Annotated in this window: 20 protein-coding genes; 19 read left to right on the top strand and 1 reads right to left on the bottom strand. The window is 39.4% G+C overall.

What is annotated here, in order from left to right; all coding sequences use genetic code 11:
* Positions 1-17: 17 nt before the first annotated feature.
* From remA to spoVM, 15 genes are all read left to right on the top strand, one after another.
* A complete protein-coding gene (gene remA / locus AC4BHP_RS07970; RefSeq protein ID WP_066100607.1) occupies positions 18-281 on the top strand; it encodes an extracellular matrix/biofilm regulator RemA in 264 nt (87 codons plus the stop codon).
* 9 nt (positions 282-290) lie between these two features.
* A complete protein-coding gene (gmk, locus tag AC4BHP_RS07965; RefSeq protein ID WP_066102291.1) occupies positions 291-908 on the top strand; it encodes a guanylate kinase in 618 nt (205 codons plus the stop codon).
* Between the two features lies 1 nt (position 909).
* Complete coding sequence (gene rpoZ, locus AC4BHP_RS07960) at positions 910-1,128, top strand: DNA-directed RNA polymerase subunit omega (protein WP_066100606.1); 219 nt, start codon at positions 910-912, stop codon at positions 1,126-1,128.
* A gap of 178 nt (positions 1,129-1,306) precedes the next feature.
* On the top strand, positions 1,307-2,521 hold the full coding sequence (gene coaBC, locus AC4BHP_RS07955) for a bifunctional phosphopantothenoylcysteine decarboxylase/phosphopantothenate--cysteine ligase CoaBC (protein WP_490551829.1): 1,215 nt from the start codon (positions 1,307-1,309) through the stop codon (positions 2,519-2,521).
* Complete coding sequence (priA, locus tag AC4BHP_RS07950) at positions 2,518-4,932, top strand: primosomal protein N' (protein ID WP_490551828.1); 2,415 nt, start codon at positions 2,518-2,520, stop codon at positions 4,930-4,932. The genes coaBC and priA overlap by 4 nt, the downstream gene beginning before the upstream one ends.
* 22 nt (positions 4,933-4,954) lie before the next feature.
* Complete coding sequence (def, locus tag AC4BHP_RS07945) at positions 4,955-5,440, top strand: peptide deformylase (RefSeq protein WP_066100599.1); 486 nt, start codon at positions 4,955-4,957, stop codon at positions 5,438-5,440.
* Complete coding sequence (gene fmt, locus AC4BHP_RS07940; protein ID WP_490551827.1) at positions 5,437-6,378, top strand: methionyl-tRNA formyltransferase; 942 nt, start codon at positions 5,437-5,439, stop codon at positions 6,376-6,378. The genes def and fmt overlap by 4 nt, the downstream gene beginning before the upstream one ends.
* A 3-nt stretch (positions 6,379-6,381) precedes the next feature.
* Positions 6,382-7,728 (top strand): 16S rRNA (cytosine(967)-C(5))-methyltransferase RsmB, encoded by a 1,347-nt coding sequence (rsmB, locus tag AC4BHP_RS07935; protein ID WP_148629556.1) that lies wholly within the window; start codon positions 6,382-6,384, stop codon positions 7,726-7,728.
* A gap of 3 nt (positions 7,729-7,731) precedes the next feature.
* Positions 7,732-8,817: a dual-specificity RNA methyltransferase RlmN gene (gene rlmN, locus AC4BHP_RS07930; protein ID WP_490551826.1), complete on the top strand. Its 1,086-nt coding sequence runs from the start codon at positions 7,732-7,734 to the stop codon at positions 8,815-8,817.
* Positions 8,818-8,821: 4 nt separating this feature from the next.
* A complete protein-coding gene (locus tag AC4BHP_RS07925; RefSeq protein WP_490551825.1) occupies positions 8,822-9,574 on the top strand; it encodes a Stp1/IreP family PP2C-type Ser/Thr phosphatase in 753 nt (250 codons plus the stop codon).
* 5 nt (positions 9,575-9,579) lie between these two features.
* Entirely contained in the window at positions 9,580-11,616 is a 2,037-nt protein-coding gene (gene pknB / locus AC4BHP_RS07920; RefSeq protein ID WP_490551824.1) for a Stk1 family PASTA domain-containing Ser/Thr kinase, read from the top strand.
* 18 nt (positions 11,617-11,634) lie between these two features.
* Complete coding sequence (gene rsgA / locus AC4BHP_RS07915; RefSeq protein ID WP_139891270.1) at positions 11,635-12,516, top strand: ribosome small subunit-dependent GTPase A; 882 nt, start codon at positions 11,635-11,637, stop codon at positions 12,514-12,516.
* 2 nt (positions 12,517-12,518) lie between these two features.
* On the top strand, positions 12,519-13,166 hold the full coding sequence (gene rpe, locus AC4BHP_RS07910) for a ribulose-phosphate 3-epimerase (protein ID WP_139891269.1): 648 nt from the start codon (positions 12,519-12,521) through the stop codon (positions 13,164-13,166).
* Between the two features lie 248 nt (positions 13,167-13,414).
* Positions 13,415-14,059, top strand: a complete 645-nt coding sequence (locus AC4BHP_RS07905) for a thiamine diphosphokinase (RefSeq protein ID WP_139891268.1) — start codon at positions 13,415-13,417, stop codon at positions 14,057-14,059.
* Between the two features lie 73 nt (positions 14,060-14,132).
* Positions 14,133-14,213: a stage V sporulation protein SpoVM gene (gene spoVM / locus AC4BHP_RS07900; RefSeq protein ID WP_049671465.1), complete on the top strand. Its 81-nt coding sequence runs from the start codon at positions 14,133-14,135 to the stop codon at positions 14,211-14,213.
* Between the two features lie 212 nt (positions 14,214-14,425).
* On the opposite strand, the gene rpmB is transcribed toward spoVM, so the two are convergent.
* A complete protein-coding gene (rpmB, locus tag AC4BHP_RS07895) occupies positions 14,426-14,614 on the bottom strand; it encodes a 50S ribosomal protein L28 (RefSeq protein ID WP_066100570.1) in 189 nt (62 codons plus the stop codon).
* 244 nt (positions 14,615-14,858) lie between these two features.
* On the opposite strand from rpmB, the gene AC4BHP_RS07890 reads away from it, so the two are divergent.
* The 4 genes from AC4BHP_RS07890 (at position 14,859) to AC4BHP_RS07875 (ending at position 18,052) form a co-directional block, all read left to right on the top strand.
* Complete coding sequence (locus AC4BHP_RS07890; RefSeq protein WP_490551823.1) at positions 14,859-15,221, top strand: Asp23/Gls24 family envelope stress response protein; 363 nt, start codon at positions 14,859-14,861, stop codon at positions 15,219-15,221.
* Between the two features lie 18 nt (positions 15,222-15,239).
* The gene (locus AC4BHP_RS07885) at positions 15,240-16,916 is read left to right on the top strand and encodes a DAK2 domain-containing protein (protein WP_066100564.1); all 1,677 of its coding nucleotides are present in this window, start codon (positions 15,240-15,242) and stop codon (positions 16,914-16,916) included.
* A gap of 96 nt (positions 16,917-17,012) precedes the next feature.
* The gene (sdaAB, locus tag AC4BHP_RS07880; RefSeq protein ID WP_066100561.1) at positions 17,013-17,675 is read left to right on the top strand and encodes an L-serine ammonia-lyase, iron-sulfur-dependent subunit beta; all 663 of its coding nucleotides are present in this window, start codon (positions 17,013-17,015) and stop codon (positions 17,673-17,675) included.
* 32 nt (positions 17,676-17,707) lie between these two features.
* Positions 17,708-18,052, top strand: a complete 345-nt coding sequence (locus AC4BHP_RS07875) for a hypothetical protein (protein WP_066100558.1) — start codon at positions 17,708-17,710, stop codon at positions 18,050-18,052.
* The last annotated feature ends 1 nt before the right edge of the window (position 18,053 follow it).

The raw sequence follows: 18,053 nt of genomic DNA, 5'->3' as shown, positions 1-18,053 counted from the left end.
GGATGGAGGCTGCTTCAATGTCCATAAAGTTGATTAATATTGGATTTGGGAATATAGTTTCTGCTAATCGCATTGTTACCATTGTAAGTCCTGAATCTGCACCTATTAAAAGGATTATTCAGGATGCCAGGGACAAGGGTTCGCTTATAGATGCTACATATGGAAGAAGAACACGCGCAGTGATTATAACCGATAGTGACCATGTGGTTCTTTCAGCGGTACAGCCGGAGACCGTGGCTGCGAGGTTACATGACCGTGATGAGAGCGTGTTGGAAGGATAGGTGATTGTTTTGGAGGAAAAAGGGTTATTAATAGTTTTATCAGGTCCATCTGGAGTGGGGAAAGGTACAGTCAGAAAGGCGATTTTTTCTCAGCCGGATGTTGATTTTCAATATTCAATTTCAGCAACTTCCAGAAAACCTCGTGAGGGAGAAGTTGATGGGGTGGATTATTTCTTTAAATCAAAGGAACAATTTGAAGATATGATTGCCAATGATGAACTTTTGGAGCATGCTGAATATGTGGGAAATTATTATGGCACACCAATTGAATACGTTCGCCAAACGTTAAATGAAGGCAAGGATGTATTTCTTGAAATAGAAGTACAAGGAGCGCGTCAGGTTCGTGAGAAGTTTCCTGACGGTTTATTTATTTTCCTTGCTCCGCCAAGCCTTAAGGAGCTTGAAAATCGAATCGTAACAAGAGGCACGGAAACAGATGAGTTAATCCGTAACCGAATGAAAGCGGCTCGGGAAGAAATCGAAATGATGAATCTTTACGATTATGTAGTTGAAAATGATCGTGTAGAGCATGCGTGCGAGCGCATCAATGCAATCGTGGTGGCTGAACATCTACGCCGTGAACGAGTAGAAAAAAGATACAAAAAATTATTGGAGGATGATAAATAATATGTTATACCCATCTATTGACTCACTATTGACAAAAATTGATTCTAAATATTCTTTGGTATCCGTTGCAGCTAAACGTGCACGTTATATGCAGGAATCTGGAGAAAGCACAAAAATTGCAAAGCCGGTATCTCATAAATATGTTGGAAAAGCGCTTGAGGAAATCCATTCTGGTGACTTAACGTATCGAGTGGTAACTGAAGGTCGTCAAGACTTTTAATAGGCAATGCTTTCGAAAAAACAACCTTACGATTGATAATAAGGTTGTTTTTTTTTGCTGGCTGATGATATGTTTTCGAATTATAGTAAAACATATTAGTGCAAATTTAATAGATAATATATGATATAAAAGATGTATATAAAGGAATTCTCAAGAATACCAGTTATGGAGTGATTAGATGCTTGATAATAAGAAGATACTTGTTTGTGTAACAGGAGGTATTGCTGTATACAAATCGGCCGCCTTAACAAGTAAACTTGTTCAGGCCGGTGCGCAAGTAAAGGTAATAATGAGTGAATCAGCAACTAAATTCGTGATGCCGTTAACTTTTCAGGCTTTATCCAAAAACGATGTTTATATAGATACATTCGACGAGAAAATCCCTGGTAAAATCGCACATATTGAGCTCGCTGACTGGGCGGATGTCATTCTGGTTGCACCTGCTACAGCCAATATTATAGGGAAATTGGCAAATGGAATTGCCGATGATATGATTTCAACTACCTTGCTGGCAGCAACGGCGCCTGTTATGATTGCCCCGGCTATGAATGTCCATATGTATCACCATAAAGCTGTACAGCGAAATATGGCGCAGCTACGGGAAGATGGCTATTTATTTATGGAGCCTTCAGAAGGCTATTTAGCCTGTGGGTATGTTGGTAAGGGAAGGCTGGAAGAACCCGAAACAATTGTTGCTAATTTAGAAGATTTTTTTGCTGAAGAAAAGAAATCATTAAGTGGCAGAAAAGTCCTGATTACAGCTGGTCCAACTCGTGAACGAATCGACCCGGTACGTTATATATCCAATTTTTCGAGCGGTAAAATGGGATATGCTTTAGCGGAGGTGGCAAGAAGCATGGGAGCTGAGGTTACATTGGTGTCAGGCCCGGTGTCATTGGACGCTCCTGCAGGTGTCAAAGTAATTAAAGTAGAAAGTGCTTCCGAAATGTATGAAGCGGTAATGGATGTAATGGATGAGCAGCATATTATTATTGGTACAGCTGCTGTAGCTGATTATAAACCAGCTGTTTATGAGAATCAAAAGGTGAAGAAACAAGCAGGCGACAGTACGCTTGAACTGACTCGTACAAAGGATATTCTCCGAGAGGTTGGTAAGAGAAAAACAAACCAAATCTTGATAGGTTTTGCAGCTGAAACGAATGATTTGGATGAGTATGCAAAGAAAAAGCTGGTTAAGAAAAATGCTGATATGATTGTCGCTAATAATGTGACCCATGAAGGTGCCGGGTTCGGAACGGATACCAATATTGTTACCTTATATAAAAAGGATGGCAGTTTCAGAGAACTTCCTTTACTAAGTAAAGCTGAAGTTGCCAAAGAAATATTTAAAGAAATAGAATCACTTCAAATAAATGAGGATCACTCTTTATGATAGCAGAAGTAATCGTAGATGTACCGGCCCAGCAAACGGACCGTCCATTCGATTATAAAATCCCGGAAAAATGGGCCGGCATTATTCGTGAGGGAATGCGAGTGACAGTTCCTTTTGGCCCAAGGAAATTGCTTGGCTTCGTCGTAAGACTAAAGGAGCATACAGAAGTAAAGGGCTTAAAATCAATCAGCAGTTTATTGGATATTGAACCAGCGCTAAATAACGAATTGTTGGATGTAGGACATTGGCTCGCGGATGAGACGATGTGTTTTAAAATATCAGCATTCCAGGCAATGCTTCCAGCAGCATTGAAAGCAAAGTATGAAAAACAAATCCGGCTTGCTCCAGGTAAGCAGACAAATGATCTCCCAAAACAAATTCAGTATTTGTTCAGTAAAGCGGAAGCCGTCAGCTGGATTAAGATTCAAAATGAGCAGCTTTTGTCCTGTATAAAGACTGAAATTGACAATGGAAATCTTGAAATTACCGTTCAGGTATCTGATAAAACAAAAATAAAAAAGCAAAAATATATAGAGTCGTTGCTAACAAGGAACGAGTTGCTTGAACAATTAGACCACTTAAATGCGAATGCCAGCAATCAGAAAAAACTAGTATCCTATCTGGTAGAACATCCGGGGGAGCAATTGCTGGCAAAAGTGCTGGAAGAAACGAATATTAACAGTTCCTCTGCCATCAAACCTCTTGTTTCAAAAGGAATCGTTCAGATTACTGAGAAAGAGGAATATCGTAATCCATATGCGGAAGGCCAATTTACAAAGGATCAATGCCTGAAGTTAACAGATAACCAACAGGCAGCTATTAATCCGATTAAGTTAGCTATAAAGGAAAATCGAAATGAAAATTTCCTATTGTATGGTGTAACGGGAAGCGGCAAAACGGAAATCTATTTACAATCCATCAAGCAAATCGTAGATAAAGGGAAGGAAGCCATTGTTTTGGTGCCCGAAATTTCTTTAACACCCATGATGGTGACTAGATTTAAGCGACGATTTGGAGATTTGGTAGCCGTATTACATAGCGGCCTGTCTCATGGTGAAAAATATGATGAATGGCGCAAAATACAACGCGGAGAAGTTAAGGTTGTAGTTGGTGCCCGTTCCGCTGTATTTGCACCGTTTACTAATTTAGGTCTGATTATTATTGATGAGGAGCATGAGGGTAGTTATAAACAGGAAGAAACACCTCGTTATCATGCACGCGATGTAGCACTTAAACGGGCGGCCTATCACAATTGTCCGGTTGTCCTCGGCAGTGCTACACCGTCTCTGGAGAGTTTTGCAAGAGCGAAAAAAGGTGTATATACGTTGTTAACATTAAATAGCAGAGTAAACGATCAGGCTTTACCAGCTGTTTCAGTCGTTGATATGAGGGATGAAATGAGAGGGGGAAACCGCTCGATGTTCTCCGGCCTATTATTTGAAAAGCTGAAGGATCGTGTAGACAAAGGGGAACAGACTGTTCTCTTGTTAAATAAAAGAGGACATTCATCCTTTGTGATGTGCCGAAACTGCGGACTAGTAGTTACATGTCCAAATTGTGATATATCAATGACATATCATCGTGTTCAAGCGCTTATGAAATGCCATTATTGCGGTCTTGAAGAACGGGTTCCAGAGGTTTGTCCTGACTGCGGCAGTGACCATATCCGTTTTTTTGGTACAGGAACTCAAAAGGTTGAGGAAGAGCTGGGGAAATTGCTGCCGCATGCCAGAGTCATTCGAATGGATGTGGATACAACCAGACGCAAAGGAGCACATGAAGCGTTGCTGAAAAAATTCGAAGATGGACAAGCAGATATTCTTCTTGGTACGCAGATGATTGCCAAAGGCCTCGACTTTCCAAGAGTGACTTTGGTAGGGGTTCTTACTGCAGATACAATGCTGCACTTACCTGACTTCCGCTCATCAGAACGTACCTTTCAGCTACTAACGCAGGTCAGTGGGCGTGCCGGAAGACATGAATTGCCAGGCGAAGTGGTAATTCAAACCTATACTCCTGAACATTACAGCATTCAACTGGCATCAGAGCAGGATTATGACGTTTTCTTTATGAGAGAGATGTTCTTACGGAAACAAAATGACTATCCTCCCTATTATTATATCGCGCTTTTAACAATTTCTCATGAAGATGTGATGAAAACGGTGGAAGCAGCCGAGAAAATAGCAGCATTTATTAAGCGGCAGGTAGGGCCGGAAACGGTTGTATTTGGACCATCTGCTTCCCCAATGTCTCGAATCAACAATAGATATAGGTACCAATGTCTGATAAAATACAAGCGGGAACCTAATCTAAGTACAATTTTAAAAAAATTGAATGAAACATATGGACGTAATGCCACCCAATCAGGGTTACAATTATCGATTGATGTCAATCCGTTCATTATGATGTAAATAGAAAGGCGGAAAAGAATAAGTGGCAGTATTACCTATAGTAAAACATCCGGATAAAATTCTTGAAACTCCCTGTAAAAAGGTTGAAGTTTTTGATCGTAAATTAGCGAAGTTACTTGATGATATGTACGACACAATGATAGACGCGGATGGCGTGGGATTGGCTGCGCCGCAAATCGGCAAAAATATTAGAGTAGCGATTGTTGATGTAGATGATGAGTCTGGAACATTTGAATTAATTAATCCGACAATTCTTTCCACGAAGGGTAAGGATCGTGATGTGGAGGGCTGTTTAAGTTTTCCCAATCTGTATGGAGAGGTTGAACGACCTGCATATGTTAAGATACAAGCACAGGATCGTCAGGGACGAACGTATATTTTAGAAGCTGAGGATTACTTGGCCAGAGCTATTCAACATGAAATGGATCATTTGGAAGGAATCTTATTTACTTCAAAAGTTGTGCGTTATATAAGTGAAGAAGAGTTAGAAGGGTATGAAGTAGAATGACTAGAATAATATTTATGGGAACACCTGATTTTTCTGTCGGTGTATTAGAACGTTTAATAAATGATGGATATGAAATCGTTGGTGTCGTAACCCAGCCTGACCGTCCGGTTGGACGGAAACGCATTTTGACACCACCTCCTGTAAAGGTGACAGCCGAGAAACATGGTATTCCAGTTCTCCAGCCAGAAAAAATTCGTGTGGATTCAGAAGTTGACAAGGTACTTGCTTTAAATCCAGACTTAATTGTTACCGCGGCATTTGGACAAATCCTGCCGAATCGTTTATTAGAGGCTCCAAAGTATGGTTGTATAAACGTTCATGCCTCCTTACTGCCTGAATTACGTGGTGGTGCACCTATTCACTATGCAATCATGCAAGGGAAAGAAAAAACAGGTGTAACCATTATGTACATGGTAGAAAAGCTGGATGCAGGTGACATGCTGTCAAAAGTAGAAGTTCCAATTGAGGAAACCGACCATACAGGCAGTTTACATGATAAATTGAGTAAAGCTGGTGCACAACTGGTTTCTGAGACCATTCCAAAATTATTGAATGGAGAAATCACTCCAATTAAACAAAATGAGGAAGATGCTACCTTCGCTTTCAATATTAAAAGAGAACAGGAATTAATCGATTGGACACAAGGCGGAGAAGAGGTTTATAACCATATCCGCGGTTTACATCCATGGCCTGTAGCCTATACTTTGTTAAATGGAACAGTTTTAAAGGTTTGGTGGGGAGAAAAAGTGAAGACCGCCAAGCAAGGTAGTGCCGGTGAAGTGCTTGATATCGAAAAAGATGGTTTCGTTGTGAAGACAGGAAATGATACAGCAATCAAAATTACTGATTTACAACTAGCTGGTAAAAAGAGAATGACTGCTGAACAGATGCTCCGAGGTACTGCAATCATATCAACAGGAATGAAATTGGGAGAATAAAGAATGCCACAAAAAAAGAATGTAAGAGAAGTTGCGCTTGATATTCTGGTGTCTGTCGAAAAAAGCCAGGCATACAGTAATCTATCATTAAACCATGCCATAAAAGAAAATGAACTCTCCCCACAGGATGTAGGGTTGTTGACCGAGCTGACGTATGGAACGATACAACGGAAAATGACATTGGAATACTATGTTAAACCGTTTATTAAAAACCCAAAAAAGCTTCAATCCTGGGTGTTATTGCTCATTGAAATGACTGTTTTTCAAATGTTTTATCTTGATCGGGTTCCTGATCGGGCTGCTATCCATGAAGCAGTGGAAATTGCAAAAAAACGCGGCCATCGCGGAATTGCCTCACTGGTTAATGGTGTACTGAGGTCTATCCAGCGTGAAGGAGTTCCATCATTGGATGACATAAAAGATCCCCTGGAAAAGATCTCAGTCTCAACAAGCCATCCATTATGGCTTGTAAGAAAGTGGGCAGAGGAATTTGGAGTGGCTAAAACCAAGGAAATGTGTGAGGAGAACTTGCACGCTCCTGTTCAAACCGGCAGAGTAAACCTGACGAAAATCAGCAGGGAAGAATTGATGGAAAAGCTGAAGAGTGAAGGATACATGGTTGAACCAAGTCTTTTAATAGAAGAAGGAATTCGCTGCCTCAAAGGTAATATGGCTTTGTCAGCAAGCTTTAAAGAAGGGCTTTTTAGTATTCAGGATGAGAGCTCCATGCTTGTGGCTTATGCTTTAGCGCCGAAAGAAAATGATACGATTCTTGATAGCTGTGCGGCTCCAGGCGGGAAAACCATGCATATGGCAGAAAAGATGAACGATACCGGGCAAATTTACGCACTTGACCTTCATGCACATAAAACTAAATTAATTGATATGCAGGCAAAACGTCTTGGTTTATCGAATATTGTAACCAAACAAATGGATGCCAGAAAAACTCAAGAATTTTTTGAAACAGAGATGTTTGATAAAGTCCTAGTGGATGCTCCTTGTTCAGGACTAGGAGTGTTAAAACGTAAACCGGATGCCAAGTATACAAAAAGCGAGAACGATTTGAGCGCGCTTGCGAAAATTCAATTTGATATTTTACATCAAGTATCCCAATTGGTAAAAAAAGGCGGTACAATAGTTTATAGTACTTGTACTGTTGGCAATGATGAAAATAATGATGTGATTGATGCGTTTATACAGGCGCACCCTGAGTTTGAAAAGGATCTTACCCTAAAGGAAAGAATGCCGGAACCGGTAAGACCTTATATAATGGATAATAGTTTGCAAGTACTACCTCAATATTTTGGAAGCGACGGATTTTTTATTGCTTCTATTCGAAAGAAGGCATAAGGAATGGAACAAACAACAGCTAAGGAAGTAAAGAAACAGGAGCAACTCCCATCTATATATTCCTTACAATTAGATCAACTGAAAGAATGGCTTGAAGAAAACGGAGAAAAAGCATTCCGGGCAACACAAATTTTTGAATGGTTATATGAAAAAAGGGTTTCTACTTATGAAGATATGACGAACCTTTCCAAAAATTTACGTACAAAATTGGAAGAATCATTTACATTAACCACTTTAAATACACTAATCAAGCAAACATCAAAAGACGGCACGATTAAATTCTTATTTGAATTGAAGGATGGTTATTCAATCGAGACCGTATTAATGCGCCATGATTATGGAAACTCAGTCTGTGTAACCACACAGGTTGGCTGCAGAATAGGCTGTACATTCTGTGCATCCACTCTGGGCGGGTTAAAGCGAAATCTTGAAGCAGGTGAAATTGTTGCACAGGTTGTAAAAGTGCAGCAGGCCCTTGATGAAACTAATGAGCGTGTTAGTTCCGTAGTCATCATGGGTATCGGGGAACCATTCGATAACTATGATAATATGATGGGATTCTTACGAATCATTAACCATGATAAAGGGTTAAATATCGGAGCGCGTCATATAACGGTTTCAACTAGCGGAATCATTCCTAAAATATATAAATTTGCAGATGAGAAATTACAAATTAATTTTGCGATTTCCCTGCATGCGCCAAACACTGAGCTTCGCAGTAAGCTTATGCCTATTAACAGAGCCTACAAGCTTCCGCAGTTAATGGAAGCTGTTAAGTATTATGTTGAAAAAACGGGCAGAAGGATTACATTTGAATATGGTCTCTTTGGTGGTGAAAATGACCAAGTAGAGCATGCGCTTGAACTTGCGGCACTTATCAAGGATATAAAATGCCATGTGAATTTAATACCGGTCAACTATGTTCCAGAACGGGATTATGTCCGGACACCTAGAGAGCAAATCGATCTGTTTGAAAAAACATTGAAGGATCAAGGCATTAATGTTACTACGAGAAGAGAGCAAGGGCATGATATTGATGCGGCTTGCGGACAACTAAGAGCAAAAGAGAGGAAAGAAGAGACGAGGTGATGGGATGAAGGCAGTTTTTAGGACAGACCGGGGCAAGGTGAGAATCCATAATGAGGATCAGGGCGGTATATTTTACAAGGAAAATTCTCAAATGGTTTTTGCTGTCATTGCCGATGGAATGGGTGGTCACAAAGCTGGTGATGTAGCAAGTGAAATGGCTGTTTCCAAACTAAAAGAAGCATGGGAAACCGAGTTGCAGTCTGATTCACCAAGTTCAATCGAATTGTTTTTGGAGGAGCAGGTTAAAAGGGTTAACCATGAAATTTTTGAGCACTCCATGGCACACGAGGAATGTGAAGGAATGGGGACAACAATAGTTGGCGTAGTTTGTACAGACAAATCAGCCACCATTGTGAATGTTGGAGATTCGAGATGTTATCTGCTGAATGATAGTGGGTTTAAACAAGTAACTGAAGACCATTCCCTGGTTAATGAGCTTGTCCGTTCCGGTCAAATATCTAAAGAAGACGCCGCACATCATCCTAGAAAAAATGTCATCCTTCGCGCTATTGGAACAGAAAATAGTGTGGATGTAGATATTAAAACAATCAGTTTTGAGGAAGGGGACCGTCTGTTATTATGCTCAGACGGCCTCTCTGATAAACTATCTGAAACTGAAATAGAAACCATTATTACAGGCAATGATTCTTTAGACCATATTGCAGATACATTTATTCAAAAAGCTAATGAAAACGGAGGAGAAGATAATATAACTCTAGTAATCCTTCTGCACAGCTTTGAAAGTGAAAGAGGGTGAGTTATATGTTGACCGGCAAACGAATTAGCGATAGATATAAAATCCTCCGTATGATTGGCGGAGGCGGTATGGCTAATGTTTATCTGGCAAGAGATATGATTCTTGATCGTGATGTAGCATTAAAAATTCTTCGTATGGACTTTTCCAACGATGAGGAATTTATCAGGCGCTTTCATAGGGAGGCACAATCAGCCACAAGCCTGACTCACCCAAACATTGTTAGTATTTATGATGTTGGAGAAGAAGGCGATATATATTATATTGTGATGGAATTTGTCGATGGTATGACCTTAAAGCAATATATCCAAGCCTATTCGCCAATTCCGGTTGAGAAAGCCTTGGATATTATGAAACAAATTACATCAGCGGTCACACATGCCCATCAGAACCATATTGTACATAGAGACATTAAGCCGCATAATGTATTAATTGATCATGACGGCAATGTGAAAATCACTGACTTTGGGATTGCAATGGCTCTTAGTGCAACGTCCATAACTCAAACGAACTCTGTTCTTGGGTCGGTTCATTATTTGTCTCCTGAACAAGCAAGAGGCGGTATGGCGAATAAAAAGTCCGATATCTATTCTTTGGGGATAGTGATGTTTGAATTACTTACAGGCCGATTGCCTTTTTCCGGTGAGTCTGCTGTTTCGATTGCCCTGAAGCATCTGCAATCAGAGACACCGTCTCCAAGACGATGGAATCCAGCTATACCTCAAAGTGTGGAAAATATTATCCTAAAGGCAACCGCAAAGGATTCATTTCACCGATATTCGAGTGTGGAGGAAATGGAACAAGACATAGAAACGGCCTTGAATCCAGACAGATTAAATGAAAGCAAATTTATCATCCCAAGTGATGATGACGCGACAAAAGCGATTCCGATTATTACAAACGATGAAATGTTTGGAAATCATGATGAGACGAAAATCCTGACTCTGGACGAAGATACCGTGATGATGGAACCAGCGGAACAATCAAGCGGTAAAAAGGGATTGTTAAAAAACAAAAAGCAAAAACAAAAGCAAAAGAAAGATAAAACAAAAAAGCAAAAGCAACAGCCTAAGAAAAAGAAAAAATGGCCTAAAATAATTGGGGTTATTTTAGCCAGTCTAATTTTGATTGCTGTTCTGGCTATCTTGTTTTTGCCGGGAATGCTCGCAGCAAAGGATGTTAAAGTACCTGATGTAAGGGATGAACAATTGGAAAACGCTCTGTCGACTCTAATTGAGCAAGGTTTTGAAATCGGTGAGACGGTTGAAAAGCCTGATGAAGAAATCGCCGCGGGAAATGTTATAAACACTGATCCTGAAGCAGGTGATACCGTTAAGGAAGGTTCAGTTATTAATGTATTTTTCAGCAGTGGCAAAGAGCAGGTAGAAGTTCTTGATTATGAGGATCGGAATTATGAAGATATTAAATCACTCATTGAGGGTTTCGGATTCAAAGATATTGAGATAGAGCGGGTAAATGATGATTCAGAAGTAGGGACTGTACTTGAACAGGATCCTAGGCAAGGGGATGAGGTCATCCCATCGGAAACCATTTTGAAATTAACGCTAAGCAGCGGCCCAGCCAAAATCACCCTGAAAGATTTAACGGATTACAACCAGAGAGCACTGGATGATTATGAGGCTGATACCGGGTTAAAGATTACAATCGCAAAAGAGGAGTACAGTTCGAAAATTAAAGAGGGACAAGTCATTTCCCAGGAACCGGCTGCCGGCACTGCTGTTGAGATTGGGTCGGAAGTCAAAGTAACAGTTTCAAAAGGAGAAGAAGAAATTCCTCCTAAGGTTATGAGTAAAGAGGTTACCATAACGTATGATGAAGAATTAGCCGGTGTGCCACAAACCGTGACCATCCTAATTGAGGACTTAAATAACAATATGACAGAACCTGTTGAAACGTTTGAAATGACTTCAACTGTCAAAAAAACGTTGCAATTTACTATCCCGCATGATGGAAAAGCAGGGTATAAGATTATAAAGGATAACAGTGTTTATGATGAGGGCGTTATTAGTTATTCGGATAGTTAACTTTGAAGGAGGGAATATATGCCTGAAGGAAAAATTATTAAAGCACTGAGCGGCTTTTATTATGTAGCGGATGAAGGTCAAATCATTCAATGCAGAGGCCGAGGTGTTTTCAGAAAACAAAAGGTAACTCCGCTTGTTGGAGATACAGTTATTTATCAAGCGGAAAATCCAACAGATGGATATATAATGGAAATTAAAGAACGCCAAAATGAATTGGTACGTCCTCCTATTTCAAATGTGGATCAAGCGATTCTCGTATTTTCCGCTGCAGAACCGGATTTCAGTACGAGTTTATTGGATCGATTTTTAGTTTTGGTTGAATCGAAGAATATTGCTCCAATTATTTGTATCAGTAAAATGGATTTACTGGAACCTGAAGATGAAAAAAGGATTCATGAATATGCCGATCAGTACAGGGCAATTGGCTATGATGTTATATTAACGTCTTCCTTGGAAGAAGCAGGAGTATCAGAGTTAATGCCTTTCTTGAGGGGGAAAATCTCAGTATTTGCAGGACAATCCGGAGTAGGCAAGTCTTCTTTGTTGAATGTGCTTGATCCTTCTCTTAATTTGAAAACTAATATCATTTCCTCCCATTTGGGCAGGGGGAAGCATACAACAAGACATGTGGAGCTTATTGACCTTGGTGATGGGTTATTAGCTGACACACCTGGTTTTAGTTCGCTTGAATTTACTGAAATTGAAGCAGAGGAGCTGCCAGGCTGTTTCCCTGAAATCAGGGAAAGAAGCTCAGAATGCAAATTTAGAGGCTGCTTGCATGTAAAAGAGCCAAAATGTGCTGTAAAGCATGGTGTTGAAATTGGGGAAATCCAGAAATATAGATACGAGCATTATTTGCAGTTTCTGGAGGAAATCAAAGATAGAAAGCCGAGGTATTAACGATGGTTAAAATTGCTCCATCCATATTATCAGCTGATTTTTCGAAATTGGGAGAGGAAATACGGGATGTAGAAAGAGGGGGAGCAGATTGGATTCATATCGATGTTATGGATGGTCATTTTGTTCCTAATATAACGATTGGTCCACTTATTGTTGATTCTGTACGCCCCATCACTAAATTAACGCTTGATGTTCATCTCATGATTGAAAATCCTGACCAATATATTGAAGCATTTGCAAAGGCCGGTGCTGACTATATAACAGTTCATGCGGAAGCCTGTACACACTTGCATCGTACGATCCAATTAATTAAATCCTATGGGGTTAAGGCAGGGGTAGTATTAAATCCAGGGACGTCACCTGCCGTTTTGGAATATATTTTGGATGATCTTGATATGGTCCTCTTAATGTCGGTCAATCCTGGCTTTGGTGGACAAGCCTTTATTCCAAGTGTCCTTGATAAAATCGAGCAGGTGGATAAAATGATCAAAGAAAAAGGCTTGTCTATCGAAATTGAGATTGATGGCGGTGTAAATGAGGAAACTGCCAAGTTGTGCATTGAAAAAGGTGCAACAGTTCTTGTGGCAGGTTCGGCTATATATAATAAGGATGATAGAAAGAAAGCAATCGCTGCCATTCGTGGGGAATAATTTTGTGTGAGTTTTTTCCCTGTTATAAATTCAGTTAGAAGAGCAGTTTATGTGGTCTATAAATGATTCTAAGTCTATTAGCCAGATCATTGTAAGTATAAAAGAAGTGAGCAGGATTTGTATACCAGGGGGAAACCGATCTGGTATCTGAATTAGTAAAGAATCATATAATAAAAAAGTAAAGGGTTGTCCATTCGCTAAAAGAGGATAACCCTTTTTTTGTGAAAATAAGTAAAGGAGCTGACTTTATGGAAATAAATATCGTCGCAGGCGGTCCTGATATATATATTCCGGATTTAAGGAAGTTAAATAGCAAAGAGATGATTTGGGTTGGTGTTGATCGGGGCTCGCTACAAATTTTAGAGGCGGGTATTCATCTACATAGTGTGTTTGGTGATTTCGATTCAATCTCTAAGGATGAGCTCAACCGTGTACGAGAGCACAGTGAACACTTTTATGAGTATCCTCCTGAAAAAGATGCTACCGACCTGGAATTAGCTCTTGAATGGGCTTATAAGCAAGTGCCGGACAGAATCACGATTTATGGGGCAACGGGCGGCAGAATGGACCATACATTGGCCAATATCATGATGCTTGCAGATGAGAAGCATATGAAAGAAGGAATTCCTACAAGAATAGTGGATCGTAACAATGAGATCAGACTTTTTAAACCTGGTTCCTATGTATTGGATGAGACTGAGTTTAAATACATATCGTTTATACCAATAACAGAAGAAATAGAGGGAATCACCCTTGTAAACTTTAAATATCCATTATCAAATGTCACTCTTTACCGTGGCCGGACATTATCGGTTAGCAATGAATTAAATTTTAAAACTGGTACTTTTTCGTTTTTGAAAGGCATATTATTGGTGGTAAGAAGCAGAGATTAATTTATGTGTTGGAATTTTTACTATATAAATGAAAATGTATAATGAGAACCGGGCAGAGCTAAGGAGGGACACAATGAAATTTTATACAATTAAATTGCCCCGCTTTTTGGGAGGAATCGTCAAGGCGATGTTGGGAGCTTTTAAGAAAGGATAATTAAATATATGGCACCCTGTAAAAGGGTGTTTTTCTTATGTTTAATTTAATTCTTTATAAAATTTCTTGTCTTAGGCTAAGTCCTGGAAATTATAAAAATTTTCCTTCGGTGGTTTTATTTTCATAAAAATATTCAAGAACACAAGACTAAACAGGGGTTATGATGGGAAAAATAAACAAGCATCCTTTAAAAGGATGCTTGTTTTCGTTTATTATACGCGTTCAACTTTACCAGATTTTAACGCTCTTGTAGAAACGTATACTCTTTTCGGTTTTCCGTTAACAAGAATACGAACTTTTTGAACGTTAGCTTTCCATGTACGTTTGTTAGCGTTCATGGCATGAGAACGATGGTTTCCGGAAGTTGTTTTTCTGCCGGTAATAACACATTTGCGTGACATAGCCCAATTCCCTCCTTACTGCCTATATTAATCATTTCTTTTTTAGTCGGTCTCTTCAAAAGATACTTTAATAATTTAACATACCTATCGCTATAATGCAATACAATTGAAAGGGTCTTTCAAGAAAAAAACCTTGACATACTATTTTATCTTTGATTAATTGGAAAAGGATAAAGGCTTTCCATTCAAAAGTGATTATAGTAAAATGGATTCTAGCTATGGTTACTATAAAGGGGGAACAAACATGTCCATTGAAATGAGTACAAAATACGGACAAATAGATATTTCTAATGATGTATTAGCAATCATTGCTGGTGGAGCAGCCGTAGATTGTTACGGGATCGTCGGTATGGCTTCAAAACATCAGATTAAAGACGGAATCAGTGAGATACTGCGTAAAGAGAACTTTACCAAAGGAGTCGTAGTCAGACAGGTTGAAGATGAACTACATATTGATATGTATATCATTGTAAGCTACGGAACAAAAATTTCCGAAATAGCTCATAATGTTCAATCTAAGGTTAAATATACATTAAGCCAAACTGTTGGACTTTCGGTAGAATCCGTTAATATCTTTGTTCAAGGGGTTCGTGTTACGAATCCGTAATTTAAGGAGGAAATTTGAGTGGCTATAACATCTATTGACGGCAAAAGATTCGCCGAAATGGTCATACAGGGTGCGAACAGGCTGTCTGCCAACGCTAAATTAGTTGATTCATTAAACGTATTTCCTGTGCCTGATGGTGATACAGGAACAAATATGAATCTTTCCATGACATCAGGTGCTAAAGAAGTGAAAAATAATGTACAGGACCATATTGGTAAGGTTGGTTCTTCTTTAGCTAAAGGATTGTTGATGGGAGCGCGTGGAAACTCAGGCGTTATTTTATCCCAATTATTCAGGGGATTTGCAAAAAATATTGAGCCAAAAGCGACCATTGATGGTAAAGAATTTGCTTTGGCATTTGAAGCTGGTGTAGAAACTGCCTACAAAGCGGTTATGAAACCTGTTGAAGGAACGATCCTGACGGTTGCTAGAGAAGCATCAAAAGCAGGCCTTGCAGCTTCTGAAACGGAAACAAATATCATTGCAATTATGGAAGCTATTTTGAAAGAAGCTAAAGCTTCATTAAAACGTACTCCAGATTTATTGCCAGTGCTTAAAGAAGTAGGCGTAGTAGATAGTGGTGGTCAGGGATTAGTTTTCGTTTATGAAGGATTTCTGGCTGAATTAAAAGGTGAAAAGCTTGCTGAAACACCTGAATCCATGCCTAAGATGGATGAGCTTGTAAAAGCAGAGCATCATATCAATGTTCAGGGACATATGAAAACAGAAGATATCGAATTTGGATATTGCACAGAGTTCATGGTCCGTTTTGAACCTGAAAAGATTGCTGAGAATCCTTTCAATGAAGAGCAGTTCAGAAATGACTTGAGCCAGTACGGTGATTCCCTGCTTGTCATTGCAGATGATGATATCGTAAAAGTCCATGTTCATGCAGAAAATCCTGGGAACTGTTTAAATTACGCTCAACAATACGGCAGCTTGATTAAAATCAAAATCGAGAATATGCGTGAACAGCATTCAACGATTTTAAATGAAACTGCGAATGACTTACGAGAAACTGCACCTGTAAAAACAGAGAAGAAAGATTTTGGTGTAGTAGCGATTGCTATGGGCGAAGGAATTGCTGATTTGTTCAGAAGTATCGGTGCAGATGTGGTGATTGAAGGCGGACAAACTATGAACCCTTCAACTGAAGATATCGTAAAAGCAATTGAATCTGTTAATGCAGATCATGTATACATCCTTCCAAATAATAAAAATATTATTATGGCAGCTGAACAGGCTTCCGATGTAATGGAAAAGGCTGTTACAGTGATTCCAAGTAAGACGATACCTCAAGGGTTAACTGCCTTGTTGTCCTTTAATCCTGCTGCTTCAGCAAGCGAGAATGAAGGTATAATGAAAGACGCGCTGGAGAGTGTTATAACAGGACAAGTTACGTTTGCGGTACGTGACACAAACATTGAAGGTCTTGAAATCGAGAAAAACGACTATATGGGCCTAATTGATGGTAAGATAAAAGTGAAAAACAAGGATAGAGTGGAAGCGGCTAAACAGGTGCTTGAAAACATTCTGGATGATGCTGAAATCTTAACGATTCTTTATGGTGAAGAGAGCTCACAGGATGAAGTGGACCGTCTAGTTCAATACTGTGCGGATAGCTACCCAGAAGTAGAAGTTGAAGTGCATAACGGAAAACAGCCGTTGTACTCCTATATTTTTGCTGCTGAATAAAAAGCATATATAAATCATCACATTAATAGAAGGGGGATACCCCTTCTATTTCAGTATGTAAAGATTTTTTTTGATTTTACTGGGAGAGGATAAGAAATGAAATATAAAAGTGGATTTGATATAATCGGCCCAATAATGGTTGGTCCTTCCAGTTCTCATACGGCTGGGGCTGCACGAATAGGGCGGGTGGCGAGAAGCCTGTTTAATAGAAAGCCTAAATGGGCGATTATTTCATTTTATGGTTCATTTGCCAAAACGTACAAGGGACATGGAACCGATGTCGCCATTGTGGCTGGGTTATTAGATTTCGATACTTCGGATACACGTCTTATTCAATCTCTTGACATAGCAAAAGAGCAGAACATAGAAATCACATTTGTAGAAGAAGATGCTGTAACTGATCATCCAAATACAGCCAGAATTAGAATGGGCGATGATACCGGAGAAATGGAATTAGTCGGCATTTCGATAGGCGGTGGAAAAATAGAAATACTTGAACTGAATGGGTTTGAATTACGTTTATCAGGCCATCACCCGGCCATTTTAGTTGTACACGACGATCGTTTCGGAGCTATAGCAAGTGTTTCTAATGTCCTAGCCAAGCATGAAATTAATATTGGTCATATGGAAGTATCGCGAAAAGATGTAGGAAAAATGGCTCTAATGACAATTGAGGTCGATCAAAATATCGGTGATGATATAGTAGAGGAAATTTCATTGCTGAATCATGTGACACAAGTTACAAAAGTTTCAGATTAAAAGCAGACTACCCTTTATTAGGAGGTTACTGTATGTTTCGCAATGTTGCCGAATTAGTTAAACTTGCTGAAAATAAAGGTGAGAAGATATTTGACATGATTCAGCAGGGAATGAAGTGCATCGTCATATCAAAGGAAACGCTTATTAGGCAGATGAATCAAATTCTAGCCGTTTTGGAACAAGCTATCGAAAGAGGATGGGATGACATTCGTTCTCATATACGGTTTAGCATCCTCTGTGATGAAAGAATTAAAGCAATGGTTAACATCATACAAATGTTGCCGATATCATTGCATGAAACAGCTCAAGGTGGATTAGCTGCTACACCAACGGGCAAAGAAATAAATGAAAAATACTTAGGATTTCAAAGGATATAAA

It is taken from the genome of Pradoshia sp. Z4_20, assembly GCF_058216035.1.
Note: the sequence above shows the minus strand (reverse complement) of the source record. Positions and strands in the feature narration are given on the sequence as shown.